15 protein-coding genes are annotated in these 18,569 nt (G+C 62.0%); 9 read left to right on the forward strand and 6 right to left on the reverse strand.

Annotated elements, in window-relative coordinates; translation table 11 throughout:
* Positions 1 to 39: 39 nt before the first annotated feature.
* The 3 genes from zipA to D906_RS02715 form a co-directional block, all read right to left on the reverse strand.
* Positions 40 to 927 (reverse strand): cell division protein ZipA, encoded by an 888-nt coding sequence (gene zipA, locus D906_RS02705; RefSeq protein WP_019099548.1) that lies wholly within the window; start codon positions 925 to 927, stop codon positions 40 to 42.
* A gap of 205 nt (positions 928 to 1,132) precedes the next feature.
* Entirely contained in the window at positions 1,133 to 4,621 is a 3,489-nt protein-coding gene (gene smc / locus D906_RS02710; protein ID WP_019099547.1) for a chromosome segregation protein SMC, read from the reverse strand.
* Positions 4,622 to 4,624: 3 nt separating this feature from the next.
* Positions 4,625 to 5,284: a GntR family transcriptional regulator gene (locus D906_RS02715; protein ID WP_019099546.1), complete on the reverse strand. Its 660-nt coding sequence runs from the start codon at positions 5,282 to 5,284 to the stop codon at positions 4,625 to 4,627.
* 268 nt (positions 5,285 to 5,552) lie between these two features.
* Between D906_RS02715 and xdhA the strand changes: the two genes are divergently transcribed.
* The 4 genes from xdhA (at position 5,553) to guaD (ending at position 11,633) form a co-directional block, all read left to right on the forward strand.
* Positions 5,553 to 7,007, forward strand: a complete 1,455-nt coding sequence (xdhA, locus tag D906_RS02720; RefSeq protein ID WP_027615231.1) for a xanthine dehydrogenase small subunit — start codon at positions 5,553 to 5,555, stop codon at positions 7,005 to 7,007.
* The gene (xdhB, locus tag D906_RS02725; RefSeq protein ID WP_019099544.1) at positions 7,000 to 9,399 is read left to right on the forward strand and encodes a xanthine dehydrogenase molybdopterin binding subunit; all 2,400 of its coding nucleotides are present in this window, start codon (positions 7,000 to 7,002) and stop codon (positions 9,397 to 9,399) included. Before xdhA ends, xdhB begins: the two co-directional genes overlap by 8 nt.
* A gap of 73 nt (positions 9,400 to 9,472) precedes the next feature.
* A complete protein-coding gene (gene xdhC / locus D906_RS02730; RefSeq protein ID WP_019099543.1) occupies positions 9,473 to 10,318 on the forward strand; it encodes a xanthine dehydrogenase accessory protein XdhC in 846 nt (281 codons plus the stop codon).
* Positions 10,319 to 10,328: 10 nt separating this feature from the next.
* Positions 10,329 to 11,633 (forward strand): guanine deaminase, encoded by a 1,305-nt coding sequence (gene guaD / locus D906_RS02735; RefSeq protein ID WP_027615232.1) that lies wholly within the window; start codon positions 10,329 to 10,331, stop codon positions 11,631 to 11,633.
* Here the strand turns inward: guaD and aqpZ are convergent.
* Both aqpZ and D906_RS02745 read right to left on the reverse strand, forming a co-directional pair.
* A complete protein-coding gene (gene aqpZ / locus D906_RS02740) occupies positions 11,630 to 12,328 on the reverse strand; it encodes an aquaporin Z (protein WP_027615233.1) in 699 nt (232 codons plus the stop codon). The genes guaD and aqpZ overlap by 4 nt on opposite strands.
* Positions 12,329 to 12,475: 147 nt before the next feature.
* Positions 12,476 to 13,231, reverse strand: coding sequence for a GntR family transcriptional regulator (locus D906_RS02745; RefSeq protein ID WP_012273431.1), 756 nt, complete (start codon positions 13,229 to 13,231; stop codon positions 12,476 to 12,478).
* A gap of 283 nt (positions 13,232 to 13,514) precedes the next feature.
* On the opposite strand from D906_RS02745, the gene D906_RS02750 reads away from it, so the two are divergent.
* Positions 13,515 to 14,864, forward strand: a complete 1,350-nt coding sequence (locus D906_RS02750) for an NCS2 family permease (protein WP_003254327.1) — start codon at positions 13,515 to 13,517, stop codon at positions 14,862 to 14,864.
* Positions 14,865 to 15,021: 157 nt separating this feature from the next.
* Positions 15,022 to 15,756: an RHS repeat-associated core domain-containing protein gene (locus tag D906_RS02755; RefSeq protein WP_019099540.1), complete on the forward strand. Its 735-nt coding sequence runs from the start codon at positions 15,022 to 15,024 to the stop codon at positions 15,754 to 15,756.
* A 60-nt stretch (positions 15,757 to 15,816) separates the two neighbouring features.
* On the opposite strand, the gene uraH is transcribed toward D906_RS02755, so the two are convergent.
* Positions 15,817 to 16,170 (reverse strand): hydroxyisourate hydrolase, encoded by a 354-nt coding sequence (gene uraH / locus D906_RS02760; RefSeq protein ID WP_027615234.1) that lies wholly within the window; start codon positions 16,168 to 16,170, stop codon positions 15,817 to 15,819.
* A 399-nt stretch (positions 16,171 to 16,569) separates the two neighbouring features.
* Between uraH and puuE the strand changes: the two genes are divergently transcribed.
* From puuE to D906_RS02775, 3 genes are read left to right on the forward strand one after another with little or no spacing between them, the layout of a single operon-like run.
* Complete coding sequence (gene puuE, locus D906_RS02765; protein ID WP_016711728.1) at positions 16,570 to 17,496, forward strand: allantoinase PuuE; 927 nt, start codon at positions 16,570 to 16,572, stop codon at positions 17,494 to 17,496.
* Positions 17,496 to 18,011, forward strand: coding sequence for a 2-oxo-4-hydroxy-4-carboxy-5-ureidoimidazoline decarboxylase (gene uraD, locus D906_RS02770; protein ID WP_019099539.1), 516 nt, complete (start codon positions 17,496 to 17,498; stop codon positions 18,009 to 18,011). Before puuE ends, uraD begins: the two co-directional genes overlap by 1 nt.
* Positions 18,012 to 18,060: 49 nt before the next feature.
* Complete coding sequence (locus tag D906_RS02775) at positions 18,061 to 18,564, forward strand: ureidoglycolate lyase (RefSeq protein ID WP_012315446.1); 504 nt, start codon at positions 18,061 to 18,063, stop codon at positions 18,562 to 18,564.
* Positions 18,565 to 18,569 lie beyond the last annotated feature (5 nt).

The following is an 18,569-nucleotide window of genomic DNA, read 5'->3' on the forward strand; positions in this document are numbered from 1 at the left end:
TTGAAACAGGGTGGACAGAGGTCTGCCCACTTGGGCACATCAGCGCTTCTGGGTCAGCGCGCGGCGCTCGAACTCGACGATACGCTGGCGGTAGTGCTCGATCGTCTGGGCGGTCAGCACGCTGCGCTGGTCGTCCTTGAGCTCACCGTTCAGTTCGTGGGCCAGCTTGCGTGCCGCAGCCACCATCACGTCGAAGGCTTGCTTCGGATGGCGCGGGCCCGGCAAGCCGAGGAAGAAGCTGACGGCACGGGTGCTGAAGTGGTCGATGTCGTCCAGGTCGAACACGCCAGGCTTGACCGCGTTGGCCATGGAGAACAGCACTTCGCCGTGGCCGGCCATGCTCTCGTGGCGGTGGAAGATGTCCATTTCGCCGAAGCGCAAGCCACTTTCCAGAATGTTCTGCAGCAGTGCCGGGCCCTTGAAGCCGCCCTCGTCGCGGGAGATCACGCTGATAACCAGCACTTCCTCGGCCGGCGGCAGCTCCTTCACGCTGCTGCTGGCAGGGGCCGCACCGCTATTGCGGGTGTTGTCGGCGGCGAAGTCGTCGTCGCTTTCGGCAAACAGGTCCGGCTCACGCGGCTCGGCGCTGAGGTTCAGGTCGCCCTGCTGTACGTCGGCGGCCGCACGCTTGCCGCGCTTGCCGGCCTTGACCGGCTTGGGCTCGCGCTCACGATCACGCGCAGAAGCGCTGAGCGACGGCAGGTCGCTTTCGTCCAGCTCAGGCTCCTTGTGGGTATCCAGCACCCGCGACGGGCCGAGCACTTCGGCACTGCCGCCGTCTTCGTCCGGCAGGTTGGAATAACTGCGATCCAGACGGAATTTCAACTTGCCTTTGCCGCCGCGCATGCGGCGCCAGCCGTCGAAAAGAATCCCGGCAATGACAATGATGCCGATGACGATCAGCCACTCGCGCAGACCGATTTCCATGTAATCCCGTGCCTCTATAAAAATATGCTTGAAAACAAAGGGTTCAAAGCCCTTTAACACGTGGCGCCAACTCTATGTTCTGACAGGCGTTTTACCCACGCAAAAAACGAGTGACATTAAGCTAGCACGACCAAAGACAACTTTACACCGTCTGTCGCACATGGCGGGGGCATTTCGCTACAGAATGTGCCCCCATCGTCGCGCATCACGCATCGACCATGGCCATGGCTGCCTCCACATCAACTGCAACAAGGCGTGAACACCCGGGTTCATGCATGGTTACCCCCATCAATTGATCCGCCATCTCCATGGCAATCTTGTTATGGGTGATGTAGATGAACTGCACGCTTTCACTCATTTCCTTGACCAGACGGGCGTAGCGCCCGACGTTGGCATCGTCCAGCGGCGCGTCGACTTCGTCGAGCATGCAGAACGGTGCGGGGTTCAACTTGAAAATGGCAAACACCAGCGCCAAAGCGGTCAGTGCCTTCTCGCCGCCGGACAGCAGATGGATGGTGCTGTTCTTCTTGCCCGGTGGCCGTGCCATGATCGTCACCCCTGTATCGAGTAGATCTTCGCCCGTCAGTTCCAGATAAGCGCTGCCGCCCCCGAAAACTTTTGGGAAAAGTGCCTGTAATCCGGCATTTATCTGATCAAAGGTATCCTTGAAGCGGTTGCGGGTTTCCTTGTCGATCTTGCGGATGACGTTTTCCAGGGTCTCCAGGGCTTCGACCAGGTCGGCGTCTTGCGCGTCCAGGTAGCGCTTGCGCTCGGACTGCTGCTCGTATTCTTCGATGGCCGCCAGGTTGATCGCACCCAAGCGCTGGATGCGTGCTTCAAGCTGCTCCAGCTCCTGCTCGGTACCCTGCTCGCTGGCGTCAGCCTCAAGGGTGGCGAGCACACCTTGCAGGTCATAGCCATCGGCCAGCAGCTGCTCCTGCAAGGTTTTGCGCCGCACATCCAAACCTTGGCATTCTAGGCGCAACTGTTCCAGTTGGCCGCGCAACACCAGCGCTTGCTGCTCGGCCTGGGTGCGGCGTTTTTCGGCATCGCGCAGTTCGCGGTCGGCTTCGTCCATGTGCAGGCGGGCCTTGCGCATTTCCTCGTCGACGCTCATACGCCGCTCCAGCAGCTCTTCCAGCTTCAGGCGCAGCTCTTCCTGCGGGGCCTCGCCCTCCTCCAGGTTCAGGCTCAGTTGCTCCTGGCGCTCGGTCAGGCGCGCGGCCTGCTGCTCCAGGCGTTCCAGCGCCTGACGAGTGGAATCGTGCTGGGCGCGCAGCGACCCCAGGCGCACGGCCAGCTGGTGGGCGTGGTCCTTGTGCTGACGGGCTTCCTGGCGCACCCGATCGAGGCCTTCACGCAGCGTGTCGCGGCGCGCCATCAACTGTTCACGTTGCTCGGTGTCCTGGGCCATCAGTTCCAGGGCTTCTTGCAGCAGCAGGCGTGATTCGCCCAGCTGCTCATGCTCCAGGGCACGCTGCTCTTCCAGCTCAGCCAATTCTTCCTGCAGGCGCCGGCGGCGCAATTCGACCTGCTCGGCGCGGGCACGGCTGGCCGACAGGCTGGCATTGAGTTCGCCATGCAGGCGGTTTTCTTCCTGGCTGCGGCGGCGCAGCTGTTCGCGCTGCTCTTCCAGGTCCAGCTGCTGCTCGCGCAGGGTTTGCAGTTGCTGTTCCAGTTGCTCCAGCGCCGCCTCCTGCTCCAGCTGCTCCTGACCTAACCGTTCGATTTCCTGACCGCGTGCCAAAACCCCGCCTTCGGCCTCACCACCACGACGAACCCGCAGGAAATGCCGGCCAACCCAATAACCATCACGACTGACCAGGCTTTGCCCTTCAGCAAGGGCTGCGCGCCGGGCCAGCGCCTCGGCCAGGTTTTCTACCGGTTTGACCTGGCCAAGCCACGGCGCCAGGTCGATAGGGCCTTCAACTTTTTCCAGCAGGCTGCCGGGCAAGGATGCGTTGTCGGCGCTGGCCAGAAGCAAGCGCAACTCGCCCTGCTCCAGGCCGGCAAAATCGAGCTTGCCGAAGTCGTCCACCAGTACGGCTTGCAGATCGGCGCCAAGCACCGTTTCCACAGCCAGCTCCCAACCCGGCTCCACCCGCAGGCCTTCTGCAAGGCGCGGCTGCTGCGCCAGGCTTTGGCTTTGCAGCCAGTCAGCAGCACCTGCACCCGGCTCCAGCGCGGCCTGCTGCAAAGCCTCCAGCGAAGCCAACCGGCCGCCCAGGCGCTGCAGGTCACCCTGCGCCTGTTGTTGTGCCTGGGTGGCCTGTTGCAACTGCTCGCGCCCGCCTTCCAGTCGCTCGACCACCTGCTCTTCCGACAGTTGCAGTTCTTCCAGCAGTATTTCGCTGCTGGCCAACTGCTCAGCCAGTTCAAGCATGGCGGCATCCTGCGGGTCGCTACCCAGTTGCTCACGCTCCTCGCCCAGCTTGCGCTGGCGTTCGGCCAGACGCTCCAGGCTGGCTTCGAGCTGCTGCAGGCGCGCCTGCTGCACCTCGGCCTGGCGGCGCGGCTCGGCGGAGCGGCTGTTGAAGCTGTCCCACTGCTCCTGCCAACCGTGCATGCCCAGCTCGGCCTCTTCAAGAGCGGCAGCAGCCTCTTCGGCAGAGGCAAGGGTCATTTCCTGCTCGGGCTCCAGCATGGCCAGCTCTTCGCTCAAGGTGGCCAGCAAAGTGCGGTCATGGCCCAGGTGCGACTCAGTCTCCAGGCGCGTGCGCTCGGCTTCCTTGAAGTCGTCCTGCAACTGGCGCAGGCGCTGCTGACCGTGCTGGATACTCTGTTCAACCCGAGCGATATCACCGGCCACCGAATAGAAGCGGCCCTGCACCTGGTTGAAGCGCTCGGACAGTTCGTGATGACCGTCGCGCAGGCGCTCGATGCTGGCATCGGCGTTGCGCTGCTCGGCCACCAACGCCTCATGGGACACGTCCTGGTCGCCGATCACCGACTCACGCTGACGCACTCGCTCATCCAGGTCGCGCCAGCGCAAGGCCGACAGACGCGCCTTCATCTGGCGCTCCTGGGCCTTGTACTCACGGTACTTCTCAGCTGCCTGGGCCTGGCGGTGCAGGCGTTCCAGCTGGCGTTCCAGCTCTTCGCGCAGGTCGGTCAGCCGGGCCAGGTTTTCCTGGGTGCGGCGGATGCGGTTTTCGGTTTCGCGGCGGCGTTCCTTGTACTTGGAAATGCCGGCGGCTTCCTCGATGAAGTTGCGCAGCTCCTCGGGCTTGGCCTCGATCAGCTTGGAAATCATGCCCTGCTCGATGATCGAGTAGCTGCGCGGCCCCAGGCCAGTACCCAGGAAGATATCGGTAATGTCGCGCCGGCGGCACTTGGTGCCGTTGAGGTAATAGCTGTTCTGCCCGTCGCGGGTGACCTTGCGGCGGATCGAAATCTCGGCGTAGGCGGCGTACTCGCCGACCAGGGTGGTTTCGCTGTTGTCGAACACCAGTTCGATGCTGGCCTGGCTGACTGGTTTGCGGCCACTGGAGCCGTTGAAGATGACGTCGGTCATCGACTCGCCACGCAGGTTCTTCGCCGAACTCTCGCCCATCACCCAGCGCACTGCGTCGATGATGTTGGACTTGCCGCAGCCGTTGGGGCCGACGACAGCCGCCATGTTGCTGGGGAAGTTGACCGTGGTCGGGTCGACGAACGACTTGAACCCGGCCAGGCGAATGCACTTCAGGCGCATCGGTCAGCCTCGGGCCAGCGCCGCCAGCACCAGTTCGCAGCTGCGCTGGCCGTAGGCGGTGAGCACCTCGCGAATACGCGGCAGGTCGCGGGCGACCACGGCTTCGAGCAGGCGGGCGAACAAGTCGAGGTAGTCGATCATGTTGGCCTGGCGCTGGTCCAGCGACAGGTAGTAGGCACGGCTCATGGCTGGCTGGAGGTTTTCCACGGTTTCCTGCAGGAACGGGTTGTCGGCGAACGGATAAGCCGCACGCATGACCGCAAAGCTGTGGGCGACGAAGGCCTTGATGTCGAGCTGGTCATGGGCACGCTGCAGGCGCTGCTGGATCTCCAGAAACGGGCGCAGGTCGGCTTCAGTGCGCCATTTTTGCGCAACCGCGTTGCCCAGCAGGATGTAGAACTCGCCCATCAACGAACACAGGCTGCGCACGCTGCGCTCGTCCAGCTCGGTTACATGGGCACCTCGGCGCGGCAAAATCGCCACCAGGTGGCGGCGCTCGAGGATCAGCAACGCTTCACGCACCGAGCCACGGCTGACGTTGAGCGCCTGGGTAACCTTCTGCTCCTGGATACGCTCGCCTGGCGCCAGCTCGCCGCGGATGATGCGTTCGGCCAGGTAATCGGCAATCTGCTCGGAGAGGCTGTCCGGGGCCTTGAACGTCATGGTTTTCCTTCAAAATCATTGAACTGGGCACAAGGGGCGGATTGTAGCGTACTTGGGCGGTAATCGCGCAGAGGGGCCAGGCGGTTTATTTGACCTGCCAGACAGCCACACGCCCGGCGCGATCTATGCTTGTTCCATAGGCAATGTGTTCGGCCGGGCGTAGACATACGCAATTTCTTGACCTTTGGGTCAGAAAAATATTGACCTGCTAGACAGGTCTTGCTTAGAGTCCGCCCAACAACAATAAAACCATTGCGAGGCCATCCCCGTGATCCAGTTTCTCGTCAACCAGGAGTTGCGCAGCGAGCACGCCCTGGACCCGAACATGACGGTGCTGCAGTACCTGCGCGAGCACTTGGGCAAACCCGGCACCAAGGAGGGCTGCGCCAGTGGTGACTGCGGCGCCTGCACCGTGGTGGTCGGCGAACTGACCCAGGACGACCAGGGCAACGACAGCCTGCGTTATCGCAGCCTCAACTCGTGCCTGACGTTTGTCTCGTCGCTGCACGGCAAGCAATTGATCAGCGTTGAAGGCCTCAAGCAACAGGGCCAGCTGCACAGCGTGCAACAGGCCATGGCCGATTGCCATGGCTCGCAATGCGGCTTCTGCACCCCCGGTTTCGTGATGTCGCTGTTCGCCCTGCAAAAGAACAGCAGTGGCCCCGACCTGCATCAGGCCCAGGAAGCCCTGGCCGGCAACCTGTGCCGCTGCACCGGCTATCGGCCGATTCTAGACGCTGCCGAGCAGAGCTGCCGCCAGCCCTGCCGCGACCAGTTCGATGCCCAGCAGGCGCAAACCATCAGCCGCCTCAAGGCCATTGCACCCACCCAGACCGGCGAACTGAACAGCGGCGACAAACGCTGCCTGGTGCCGCTGACCGTGGCCGACCTGGCCGACCTTTACAGCTCGCACCCCGAAGCCCGCCTGCTGGCCGGCGGTACCGACCTTGCGCTTGAAGTGACCCAGTTCCACAAGACCTTGCCGGTGATGATCTACGTCGGCCACGTGGCCGAGCTCAAGCGCATCGAGAAAACCGCCAGCCACCTGGAAATCGGCGCCGCCACCCCCCTCACCGACTGCTACGGCGCGCTGAACGAGGAGTACCCAGACTTCGGTGCCTTGCTGCACCGGTTTGCCTCGCTGCAGATCCGCAATCAGGGCACCCTCGGAGGCAACATCGGCAACGCCTCGCCGATCGGCGACTCGCCGCCCCTGCTGATCGCCCTGGATGCGCAGGTCGTCCTGCGCCAAGGCGAGCGTCAGCGGGTAATGCCACTGGAAGACTACTTCATCGATTACCGCATTACCGCCCGCCAGGACAGCGAGTTCATCGAGAAAATCATCGTACCGCGCGCCACCCGCGACTGGGCGTTCCGCGCCGACAAGGTGTCCAAACGCCTGGACGATGACATCTCCGCCGTGTGCGGGGCGTTCAACCTGAGCATCGAAGACGGCGTGGTCAGCGGTGTGCGCATCGCCTTCGGCGGCATGGCCGCCATCCCCAAACGCGCCCGTGCCTGCGAAGCGGCGCTGCGTGGCAAACCGTGGGACCAGGCTGCCATCGAGCGCGCCTGCCAGGCCCTGGCCGAGGACTTCACCCCGCTCAGCGACTTCCGCGCCAGCAAGGAATACCGCCTGCTGACCGCGCAGAACCTGCTGCGCAAGTACTTCATCGAACAGCAAACGCCGTACATCGAAACCCGGGTGACCGCTTATGTCTAACCATCACGTAGCCAAAAGCCAGGCCGAGATGGCCGAGCTGTTCAGCCAGGACCTCACCACCGGGGTCGGCCGCAGCGTCAAGCACGACAGTGCCGACAAGCATGTGTCCGGCGAGGCGCTGTACATCGACGACCGCCTGGAATTCCCCAACCAGTTGCACGTCTATGCGCGCACCGCCGACCGTGCCCATGCGCGCATCCTACGCATCGACACCACGCCGTGCTACGCCTTCGAAGGCGTGCGCATCGCGATCACCCACGAAGACATCCCCGGCCTGAAAGACATCGGCCCTGTGGTGGCCGGCGACCCGCTGCTGGCCATCGACAAGGTCGAGTTCTTCGGCCAGCCGGTACTCGCCGTAGCAGCCCGCGATCTGGAAACCGCGCGCCGTGCAGCCATGGCCGCCATTGTCGAATATGAAGACCTGGAGCCGGTGCTGGACGTGGTCGATGCACTGCGCAAGAAGCACTTCGTGCTCGACAGCCACACCCACCAACGCGGCGATTCCGCCGCCGCGCTGGCCAGCGCCCCACACCGCATTCAGGGCACCCTGCACATCGGTGGCCAGGAACACTTCTACCTGGAAACGCAGATTTCCTCGGTGATGCCCACCGAGGATGGCGGCATGATCGTCTACTGCTCCACGCAGAACCCCACCGAAGTGCAGAAGCTGGTGGCCGAAGTGCTCGACGTGCCGATGAACAAGGTGGTGCTGGACATGCGCCGCATGGGTGGCGGTTTTGGCGGCAAGGAAACCCAGGCTGCCAGCCCGGCGTGCCTGTGCGCGGTAGTGGCCCGCCTGACCGGCCAGCCCACCAAGATGCGCCTGCCGCGTGTCGAAGACATGACCATGACCGGCAAGCGCCACCCATTCTATGTCGAATATGACGTGGGCTTTGACGACAACGGTCGCCTGCACGGCATCAACTTCGACCTGGCCGGCAACTGCGGTTACTCGCCCGACCTGTCCGGTTCGATCGTCGACCGCGCCATGTTCCACTCCGACAACGCCTACTACCTGGGCGATGCCACCGTGCATGGTCACCGCTGCAAGACCAACACGGCCTCCAACACCGCCTACCGTGGCTTTGGCGGCCCACAGGGCATGGTTGCCATCGAACAGGTGATGGACCACATCGCCCGCCACCTGGGCCGCGACCCGCTGGCGGTGCGCAAGGCCAACTACTACGGCAAAACCGAGCGCAACGTCACCCACTACTACCAGACCGTCGAGCACAACATGCTCGATGAGATGACTGCCGACCTGGAAGCCAGCAGCGACTACGCCGAGCGCCGTGAGTCGATCCGTCGCTTCAACGCCAACAGCCCGGTACTGAAGAAGGGCCTGGCGCTGACGCCGGTCAAGTTCGGCATCTCGTTCACTGCCACCTTCCTCAACCAGGCCGGGGCGCTGATCCACATCTATACCGACGGCAGCATTCACCTGAACCACGGTGGCACCGAGATGGGCCAGGGCCTGAACACCAAGGTCGCGCAGGTGGTCGCCGAGATCTTCCAGGTAGATTTCAGCCGCATCCAGATCACCGCCACCAACACCGACAAGGTGCCCAACACCTCGCCGACCGCAGCCTCCAGTGGCGCCGACCTGAACGGCAAGGCGGCGCAGAACGCTGCCGAAATACTGAAGAAGCGCCTGACAGAGTTCGCGGCGCGGCATTACAACGTGACCGAGGAGGACGTCGAGTTCCGCAATGGCCATGTGCGTGTACGCGACCAGATCGTCAGCTTCGAGCAACTGGTGCAGCAGGCGTACTTCGCCCAGGTATCGCTGTCCAGCACCGGTTTCTACCGCACGCCGAAGATCTTCTACGACCGCAGCCAGGCGCGCGGCCGGCCGTTCTACTACTTCGCTTTCGGCGCCGCCTGCGTGGAAGTGATCGTCGATACCCTGACCGGCGAATACAAGATGCTGCGCGCCGACATCCTGCACGACGTGGGCGACTCGCTGAACCCGGCCATCGACATCGGCCAGGTGGAAGGCGGCTTCATCCAGGGCATGGGCTGGCTGACCACCGAAGAACTGGTGTGGAACGCCAAGGGCAAGCTGATGACCAATGGCCCGGCCAGCTACAAGATCCCGGCGGTGGCCGACATGCCGCTGGACTTGCGGGTAAAGCTGGTGGAGAACCGCAAGAACCCGGAAGACACCGTGTTCCATTCCAAGGCCGTGGGCGAGCCGCCGTTCATGCTTGGCATCGCCGCCTGGTGTGCGATCAAGGATGCCGTGGCCAGTATTGCCGATTACCGGGTGCAGCCGAACATCGATGCACCGGCGACACCGGAGCGGGTGTTGTGGGGCTGTGAGCAGATGCGCAAGGCGGTGGCGGCGGCGCAGCCTGCCAAACCGGAACTGGAAACCGTCCCCCACTGACAGCGAGGAACCCTGTGGGAGCGGGCACGCCCGCTCCCACAGAGCCTGCGGCGCAACATAGAGAGGTTGCATCATGCACCAATGGATCAACGCCCTCGCCGACCACCAGTCCCGTGGCGAAGCCTGCGTACTGGTGACCATCATCGAAGAACGCGGCTCCACCCCGCGTAACGCCGGCTCGAAAATGGTCGTCAGCGCCAATGGCCTGTTCGACACCATCGGCGGTGGCCACCTGGAATACAAGGCCCTGCACATCGCCCGGCAAATGCTCGAAGAACAGCGCACCACCCCACACCTGGAGCGCTTCAGCCTCGGGGCCAGCCTGGGCCAGTGCTGCGGCGGCGCTACCGTGCTGTTGTTCGAGCCCATGGCTGCGGTGCAAGCGCACATCGCCGTGTTCGGCGCGGGCCATGTCGGCCGTGCTCTGGTACCCTTGCTCGCCGCGCTGCCCTGCCGGGTGCGCTGGATCGACTCGCGCGAACAGGAATTCCCCGAACTCATCCCCAACGGGGTGACCAAGGTCGTCAGTGAAGAACCGGTCGACGAAGTCGCAGACCTGCCGCCAGGTTGCTACTGCATCGTCATGACCCACAACCACCAGCTCGACCTGGAACTGACCGCCGCCATTCTCAAGCGTAATGACTTCACCTGGTTCGGCCTGATCGGCTCGAAGACCAAACGGGTCAAGTTTGAGCATCGCCTGCGCGAGCGCGGTTACGACGATGCCGTGCTGGCGCGCATGCGCTGCCCGATGGGCCTGCCCGAGGTAAAGGGCAAGCTGCCTATCGAGATCGCTGTGTCCATCGCCGGTGAAATCATCGCCACCTACAACGCCTGCTTCGGCCAGCACGACGCTGGCGCCAATGCCGGCCCCATTGCCCAGTTGCTGCCGCCTTCCCGGCGCAGCCAAGCCATTTGACGAGTGTGTTATGACCGTTACCCGCAAAGCCTATCGCGCCGCCATCCTGCACAGCATCGCCGACCCGGCCGAGGTGGGCCTGGAGGCTTCCCATGAGTACTTCGAGGACGGCCTGCTGGTGGTCGACGATGGCCGCATCAGCGCCCTTGGCCACGCCAGCGAGCTGCTGCCGACCCTGGATGCCGGCATCCCGGTTGAACACTACCAGGACGCACTGATTACCCCAGGCTTTATCGATACCCATATCCACTTCCCGCAAACCGGCATGATCGGCTCTTACGGCGAGCAGCTGCTGGACTGGCTGAACACCTACACCTTCCCTTGCGAAAAGCAGTTCGCCGACAAGGACCACGCCGATCAGGTGGCGAAGATTTTCCTCAAGGAACTGCTGCGAAACGGCACCACCACCGCGCTGGTGTTCGGCAGCGTGCACCCGGAATCGGTCAATGCCTTGTTCGAAGAAGCCGAGCGCCTGGACCTGCGACTGATCGCCGGCAAGGTGATGATGGACCGCAACGCCCCGGACTACCTGACCGACACGGCAGAGTCCGGCTACACCGAAAGCAAAGCACTCATCGAGCGTTGGCACGGCAAGGGCCGCCTGCACTATGCGGTCACCCCACGCTTTGCCCCGACCAGTACGCCGGAGCAATTGACCCTGGCTGGGCAACTGCTGAACGAGCACCCAGGCGTGTATATGCACACGCACCTTTCGGAAAACCTCAAGGAAATCGATTGGGTGAAGTCGCTGTTCCCCGAGCAGAAGGGTTACCTGGACGTCTACGACCACTTCGAGCTGTTGGGCGAGCGCTCGGTGTTCGCCCACGGCGTGCACCTGTGCGATGAGGAATGCCAGCGCCTGGCCGAAACCGGCTCGGCCGTGGCCTTCTGCCCCACCTCCAACCTGTTCCTGGGCAGCGGTCTGTTCAACATGCCCCAGGCTGAGCGCTTCAAGGTCAACGTGGGCCTGGGTACCGACGTGGGCGCTGGCACCAGCTTCTCGCTGCTCAACACCCTGAACGAAGCGTACAAGGTGATGCAGCTGCAAGGCGCGCGCCTGCACCCTTACAAGTCACTGTACCTGGCCACCCTTGGCGGCGCCCGTGCGCTGCGCCTGGACGACCGCATCGGCAGCCTGCGCCCGGGCAACGATGCCGACTTCGTGGTGCTGGACTACAAGGCAACGCCGCTGCTGGACTACCGCATTCAACAGTCCAACAGCATTGAAGAGACCTTGTTCGTGCTCACCACCCTGGGCGACGACCGCACTGTGCGCGAAACCTACGCAGCAGGCCGTTGCGTGCACCAGCGCTAAGGTTCTTTCGCCAGGCCCCGGTACAGCGCGCCGCCGATTGCAGCCCCGATCAGCGGCGCTATCCAGAACAGCCACAGCTGCTGCAGGGCCCAGCCACCGACGAACAAGGCCGGCCCTGTACTGCGCGCGGGGTTGACCGAGGTGTTCGTCACGGGAATGGAAATCAGGTGGATCAGGGTGAGGGCCAGGCCGATGGCAATCGGTGCGAACCCTGCCGGTGCCCGGGAGTCGGTCGCCCCCATGATCACCACCAGGAACATCGCGGTCATCACCACTTCACTGATAAAGCCCGCCCCCAATGTGTAGCCACCAGGGGAGTGGTCGGCGTAGCCGTTCGAAGCCAACCCTGAGGCAAGCTCGAAACCCGCTTTGCCGCTGGCAATGAGATAGATCACACCTGCAGCCAGGATGGCGCCGATCACTTGTGCGATGACGTAGGGCAGCAGCTCCTTGGCCGGGAAACGCCCACCCACAACCAGCCCGAACGAGACGGCAGGGTTGAGGTGACAGCCGGAGATATGACCGATGGCGAAGGCCATGGTCAGCACAGTGAGGCCGAAGGCGAAAGCAACACCGAGAACGCCGATACCGACAGGGGAACTGGCTGCGAGTACCGCACTGCCACAGCCGCCGAGAACCAGCCAGAAGGTGCCGACCAGTTCGGCCCCCATCCGTTTACCGAGGGACATGCTCATGAATCCATTCCTCAAGAAGTTGAACGCAACGAATGCGCAAGCCCAACTGCTTGATGAAGGTTTGCTCACAAGAATTTAGCAGACCTTTGGTCAATGGCCAGAAATGACTGGGGCCGCTTCGCGCCCCTCAATCAATCAGGCAAACGATCAACCCTTGGCCGAAACCTTTGGCTTTTTCAGCAGGTGCGAGAACACTGCATGCAGATCGTCCGAGGCACTCTCCTCGTCCAGGTTCAGCTTGCTGTCGATGTGGTCCATGTGATGCATCATCAGGCTCACGGCCTGTTCGGCATCACGCGCCTCGATGGCATCGATCAGCTGCATGTGCTCGTCATACGAGCAATGCGAGCGGTTGCCGCTTTCGTACTGGGCGATGATCAGCGAAGTCTGCGACACCAGGCTGCGCTGGAAGCTTACCAGCGGTGCATTGCCCGCTGCCTCGGCCAGCTTGAGGTGGAACTCGCCGGAAAGACGAATGCCAGCGCCCCGGTCGCCACGCGAGAAGCTGTCGCGCTCTTCACGCACCATCTGCCGCAGCTCGTTGAGCTGGTCGAGGGTGGCGTGCTGCACGGCCAGTTCGGTAATGGCCCGCTCCACCATGCGCCGCGAGAAGAACACCTGGCGCGCTTCTTCCACCGTCGGGCTGGCCACCACCGCACCGCGGTTCGGCCGCAGCAGCACCACGCTTTCGTGGGCCAGGCGCGACAGGGCGCGGCGGATGATGGTGCGGCTGACGCCAAAGATTTCGCCCAGCGCTTCCTCGCTCAACTTGGTGCCCGGCGCCAGGCGCTGCTCGAGGATCGCCTCGAAAATGTGCGCGTAGACGATGTCGTCCTGGGTACCGCTGCGGCCGGCCTTGCCGACACGTGCAGGTTTTTTCAGAGGTTGCAGCTGTTCGTTCATGGGCTCTCGAGGCACGAAGAGAAAGTATGGCGCCATTGTACACAGGCTGAGGCGATTCCGCAGGTGGCGTTTTAGCTATATAGCCGTTGTACGACGCATTGCGCACACAAAACATAAAACATTATTTGCATTCTTTGTACACAAAAGCATAATCCACCGAGCAACTTCTTGACCCATGAGTCAACAAAATGGTCAGACGTCTGCCTTCCCTCGCGGAGCCTCCAAGTGCATTGCTCAGGAAAATGGCTCCATAACAACAAGAAAGACTTGAGGAGTACTCGCTGTGGAAAGCCGCAAATCCGAAGCCCCTACGCTGGATCTCGCCCCACCGCTCGAAACGAGCTGGCTGGAGCGGATTTTCAAACTCAAGCAACACGGCAGCACCGTCAAAACCGAAATGATCGCCGGGGTGACCACCTTCATCACCATGGCCTACATCATCTTCGTCAACCCCAACATCATGGCCGACGCCGGCATCGACCATGGTGCCGCCTTCGTCGCCACCTGCATCGCCGCCGCGCTGGGCTGCCTGCTGATGGGCCTGTACGCCAACTGGCCGGTGGGCCTGGCCCCGGGCATGGGGCTTAACGCCTTCTTTACCTACACCGTGGTCGGCACCATGGGCTACAACTGGGAAACGGCGCTGGGGGCGGTGTTCGTCTCGGGGGTGCTGTTCATGTTCCTGACCTTGTCGAAAGTGCGCGAATGGTTGCTGAACAGCATTCCGGTCAGCCTGCGCCATGCCATGGGGGCCGGCGTCGGATTGTTTCTCGGGCTGATCGGCCTGAAGACGGCAGGCATCATCGTCGACAGCCCCGCTACCCTGATCAAGCTGGGCTCGCTGCATGAGCCAGGGCCACTGCTGGCAGCCGTGTGCTTCCTGCTGATTGCCATCCTCAGCTACAAGCGGGTGTTTGGCGCGATCCTGATCAGCATCATTGGCGTGACCCTGGCGGGCTGGGGCCTGGGGCTGGTCAAGTTTGGCGGGGTGATGTCGATGCCGCCAAGCCTGGCACCGACCTGGATGGCGATGGATGTGGCTGGCGTGTTCAACGTCAGCATGATCAGCGTGGTGCTGGCGTTTCTGTTCGTGCACATGTTCGACACCGCCGGCACGCTGATGGGCGTGGCGCAGCGCGCCAACCTGGTGGCGCCGGACGGGCGGATCGAGAACCTTTCGAAGGCTTTGAAGGCTGACAGTGCATCAAGTGTGTTCGGTGCAGTGGTGGGTGTGCCACCGGTCACCAGTTATGTGGAAAGTGCTGCGGGTGTGGCAGCGGGCGGTCGTACTGGCCTGACTGCAGTGGTGGTAGGCCTGCTGTTCATCGCCGCGATGTTCTTCGCGCCACTGGCCGGGATGATTCCTGCCTATGCCACAGCCGGTGCGCTGATCTACGTGGCGATGCTGATGATGGGTAGCATGGCGCACATTCATTGGGATGAGGCCACCGACAGCATTCCGGCTATCGTCACGGTGATCATGATGCCGCTGACCTTCTCGGTCGCCGATGGTATTGCGCTGGGTTTCATCAGCTACGTCGCGTTGAAGGCGGGCACCGGGAAATACAAGGAAATCTCCGCCAGCCTGTGGGTGCTGTGCGCGATTTTCATTGCCAAGTTTGTGTTCCTTTAACTTCAACCGCTTCAACAAAGGGCGCCTCGGCGCCCTTAGTCATATTCAGTACCGCACATTGAACCGCGCCGCACTGTTATTTTTGCCAGGTGCGGGGTAATCGGAGGCTTGATATAAATTTACGGTCACATTTAGCGCAACCGCTGGAGAGAGTTGAATGCCAGCCTATACCCCATTTGGCCACGGCACGTCTTGTGAAAGCCTACTGGCCTTCAATGGCGATTTTCATGACACGCTCACAGGCCTTTATCCGCTGGGTAACGGCCATCGCATGTACAGCCCGGTGCTGATGAGGTTTCTTCGTTCAGACAACCTAAGCCCTTTTGACCGAGGTGGTTTGAACAGCTATGTCTACTGCGAAGCAGACCCGATCAATCGGATAGACCCGAGCGGCAGAAATGCTTTGCTGTACAAGACCGCTACCAAGTTGCTAGCAGGAGGAGGGATTGTATTCGGGGCCAGAAAACACCGTGACTTCATCGGTGAAGTTTTCACTACCAGCAAGCGTGCACTCACTCGCGGGCCGATACCGCCTGAGAATTTCCCGGAGCACCGATACAACCTCTGGAGAAACGCGAGCAAGGCTGACAAACCTTTCAACAACGCGGTGAACCGGGTCAACGAAAATCTGGGATCACACGGTGATGGCGCGCTTTCAGCAAAACAAGCCGCTTACTACGCAGAAGGAACCTGGTCAGAGAACAGCAACACCACACTGCATCTTCACAGCACCGCCGGCTGGGGGATGCAACTGGCGCAGACCGGAGATCCGGCCGCTGCGACCGGCGCCTTGTTCAATGGTGCCGCCACATTGGTTTCAGGCGCGCTGGATCACATATCCTACAAATCGGGAGCGATTTTCAAGAATCCTGTCAGCGAAGTACGCCAATAAAAAAAGCCCGCCAGTGTGAGAGCGGGCCAAAGGACCTACGAAGATTCTTCTAGCGACCAACTAGCTTCCACGATAGGTCGAATAGCTGTATGGCGAGATCAGCAGCGGCACGTGGTAGTGCTCCTGTTGCTCGTCGATGCCAAAGCGCAGCACAACAACATCCAGAAACGCCTGGGCCGGCAGTTGCACACCACGGGCGCGGTAGTAATCGCCAGCGCTGAATTGAAGTTGGTAAACGCCTGAGCGGTAATCGTCACTTTGCAGCAACGGCGCGTCGACGCGGCCATCGCTGTTGGTCAGGGCGGTGTTCACCAGCTCCAGCTGCTGGCCTTCGACACGGTACAGCTCGACCTTGATCGAGCTGCCCGGGCAGCCATGCGCGGCATCCAGTACGTGTGTGGTCAAACGTCCCATTGCGTGTCGCCTCTTGTTCAATCTGTGGGCAAGAAATACTCAGCCTATGCACCCAAACAGGGCCTGCGGTAGGCGGGAATGACGCCATTAAGACATTCCATCGCAAAATTGTACACAATTTTTTGTACCCATCCGTCGTACCCGGCGTTTCCTGCCTATAAACGACCCATCGGTCGCAAATACAGGCACTGTAACGACCCCAATGTCATTAGCTGACCGATCAGGCAGGTTTCTTGCACTGTATTTCCAGGTCGCTGCGAAGCGACATAAGGGAAGAAATGCGGAAAAACAGGCTTACAAAAGATTTCAGAAGTTGTATACAATCAGCCCATCCGGTGGTGCGACATCCCGACGCGGCCCGCCCACCCCCCGCACAAACGCACAAGAAGGAAGACTGCAGTGAGCGCTGACTACCCTCGCGACCTGATCGGTTACGGCAACAACCCTCCTCACCCGCAATGGCCGGGCAACGCTCGCATCGCGCTGTCTTTCGTCCTCAACTACGAAGAAGGCGGCGAACGCAACATCCTGCACGGTGACAAGGAGTCCGAGGCCTTCCTGTCCGAAATGGTAGCCGCCCAGCCACTGCAGGGCGCGCGTAACATGAGCATGGAATCGCTGTACGAATACGGCAGCCGTGCCGGCGTGTGGCGCCTGCTGAAGCTGTTCAAGGACAGCGGCGTCCCGCTCACCATCTTCGCCGTGGCCATGGCCGCCCAGCGCCACCCCGACGTGATCCGCGCCATGGTCGAGGCTGGCCACGAAATCTGCAGCCACGGCTACCGCTGGATCGACTACCAGAACATGGACGAGGCCCAGGAGCGCGAGCACATGCTCGAAGCCATCCGCATCCTCACCGAACTCACCGGCGAACGCCCGCTGGGCTGGTACACCGGCCGCACCGGCCCGAACACCCGCCGCCTGGTGATGGAAGAAGGTGGCTTCCTGTATGACAGCGACACCTACGACGACGACCTGCCCTACTGGGAGCCGAACACCCCTACCGGCAAGCCGCACCTGGTGATCCCCTACACCCTGGACACCAACGACATGCGCTTCACCCAGGTACAGGGTTTCAACTGCGGCGAGCAGTTCTTCCAGTACCTGAAAGACGCCTTCGATGTGCTGTACGCCGAAGGCGCCGAAGCACCGAAGATGCTGTCCATCGGCCTGCACTGCCGCCTGGTCGGCCGCCCGGCGCGCCTGGCCGCCCTGAAGCGCTTCGTCGATTACGCCAAAAGCCATGACCAGGTCTGGTTCGCCCGTCGCGTGGACATCGCCCGCCACTGGCACACCACCCACCCGTACAAGAAAGAGAACGCCTGATGACCGCCTTCAACACCCTCAAGCCATCCGCCCTGGGCCGTGACGCCTTCGTCAGCGCCTTCGCCGACATCTACGAGCATTCGCCGTGGGTGGCCGAAAAGGCCTATGACCTGGGCCAACTGGGCGAGCTGGACGAAATCGAAGCCCTGCACCAACGCATGAGCGACATCCTGCTCAGCGCCAACCACGCCGACCAGTTGGCACTGATCAACGCTCACCCGGACCTGGCCGGCAAGGCCGCCATCCAGGGCGAACTGACCGAATCGAGCACCAACGAACAGGCCGGCGCCGGCATTCACCAGTGCACCGCTGAAGAGTTCGCCCGCTTCACAGAGCTGAACGACGCCTACAAGGCCAAGTTCCAGTTCCCGTTCATCATGGCGGTGAAGGGCAGCAACCGGCACCAGATCCTCGCCGCCTTCGAGAAGCGCATCCACAACGATGCCGATGCCGAGTTCAAGGAAGCCCTGGCGCAGATCAACCTGATCGCCCTGTTCCGCCTGCTGCAGCTGTAAGCAACAGCCGAACCTTTTTCAGTACAACGAATAGATAAGAGAGACCCGCATGCGCACCCTGATGATCGAGCCCCTGACCAAAGAAGCCTTCGCCCCCTTCGGTGACGTGATCGAAACCGACGGCAGCGACCACTTCATGATCAACAACGGCTCGACCATGCGCTTTCACAAGCTCGCCACGGTCGAAACCGCCGAGCCTGAAGACAAGGCGATCATCAGCATCTTCCGCGCCGACGCGCTGGACATGCCGCTGACCGTACGCATGCTGGAACGCCATCCGCTGGGCAGCCAGGCTTTCATCCCGCTGCTCGGCAACCCCTTTCTGATCGTGGTCGCGCCCGTTGGCGATGCACCTGTATCAGGCTTGGTCCGGGCCTTCCGCAGTAATGGCAGGCAGGGCGTTAATTACCATCGCGGCGTCTGGCACCACCCGGTGCTGACGATCGAAAAGCGGGATGATTTCCTGGTGGTTGATCGCAGCGGTTCTGGCAACAACTGCGATGAGCATTACTTCACCGAGGAACAGATGCTGATCCTCAATCCCCACCAATAAGAAAA

Origin of the sequence: Pseudomonas sp. LAIL14HWK12:I1 (genome assembly GCF_003202095.1) — a bacterium.
Lineage (GTDB): Bacteria > Pseudomonadota > Gammaproteobacteria > Pseudomonadales > Pseudomonadaceae > Aquipseudomonas > Aquipseudomonas monteilii.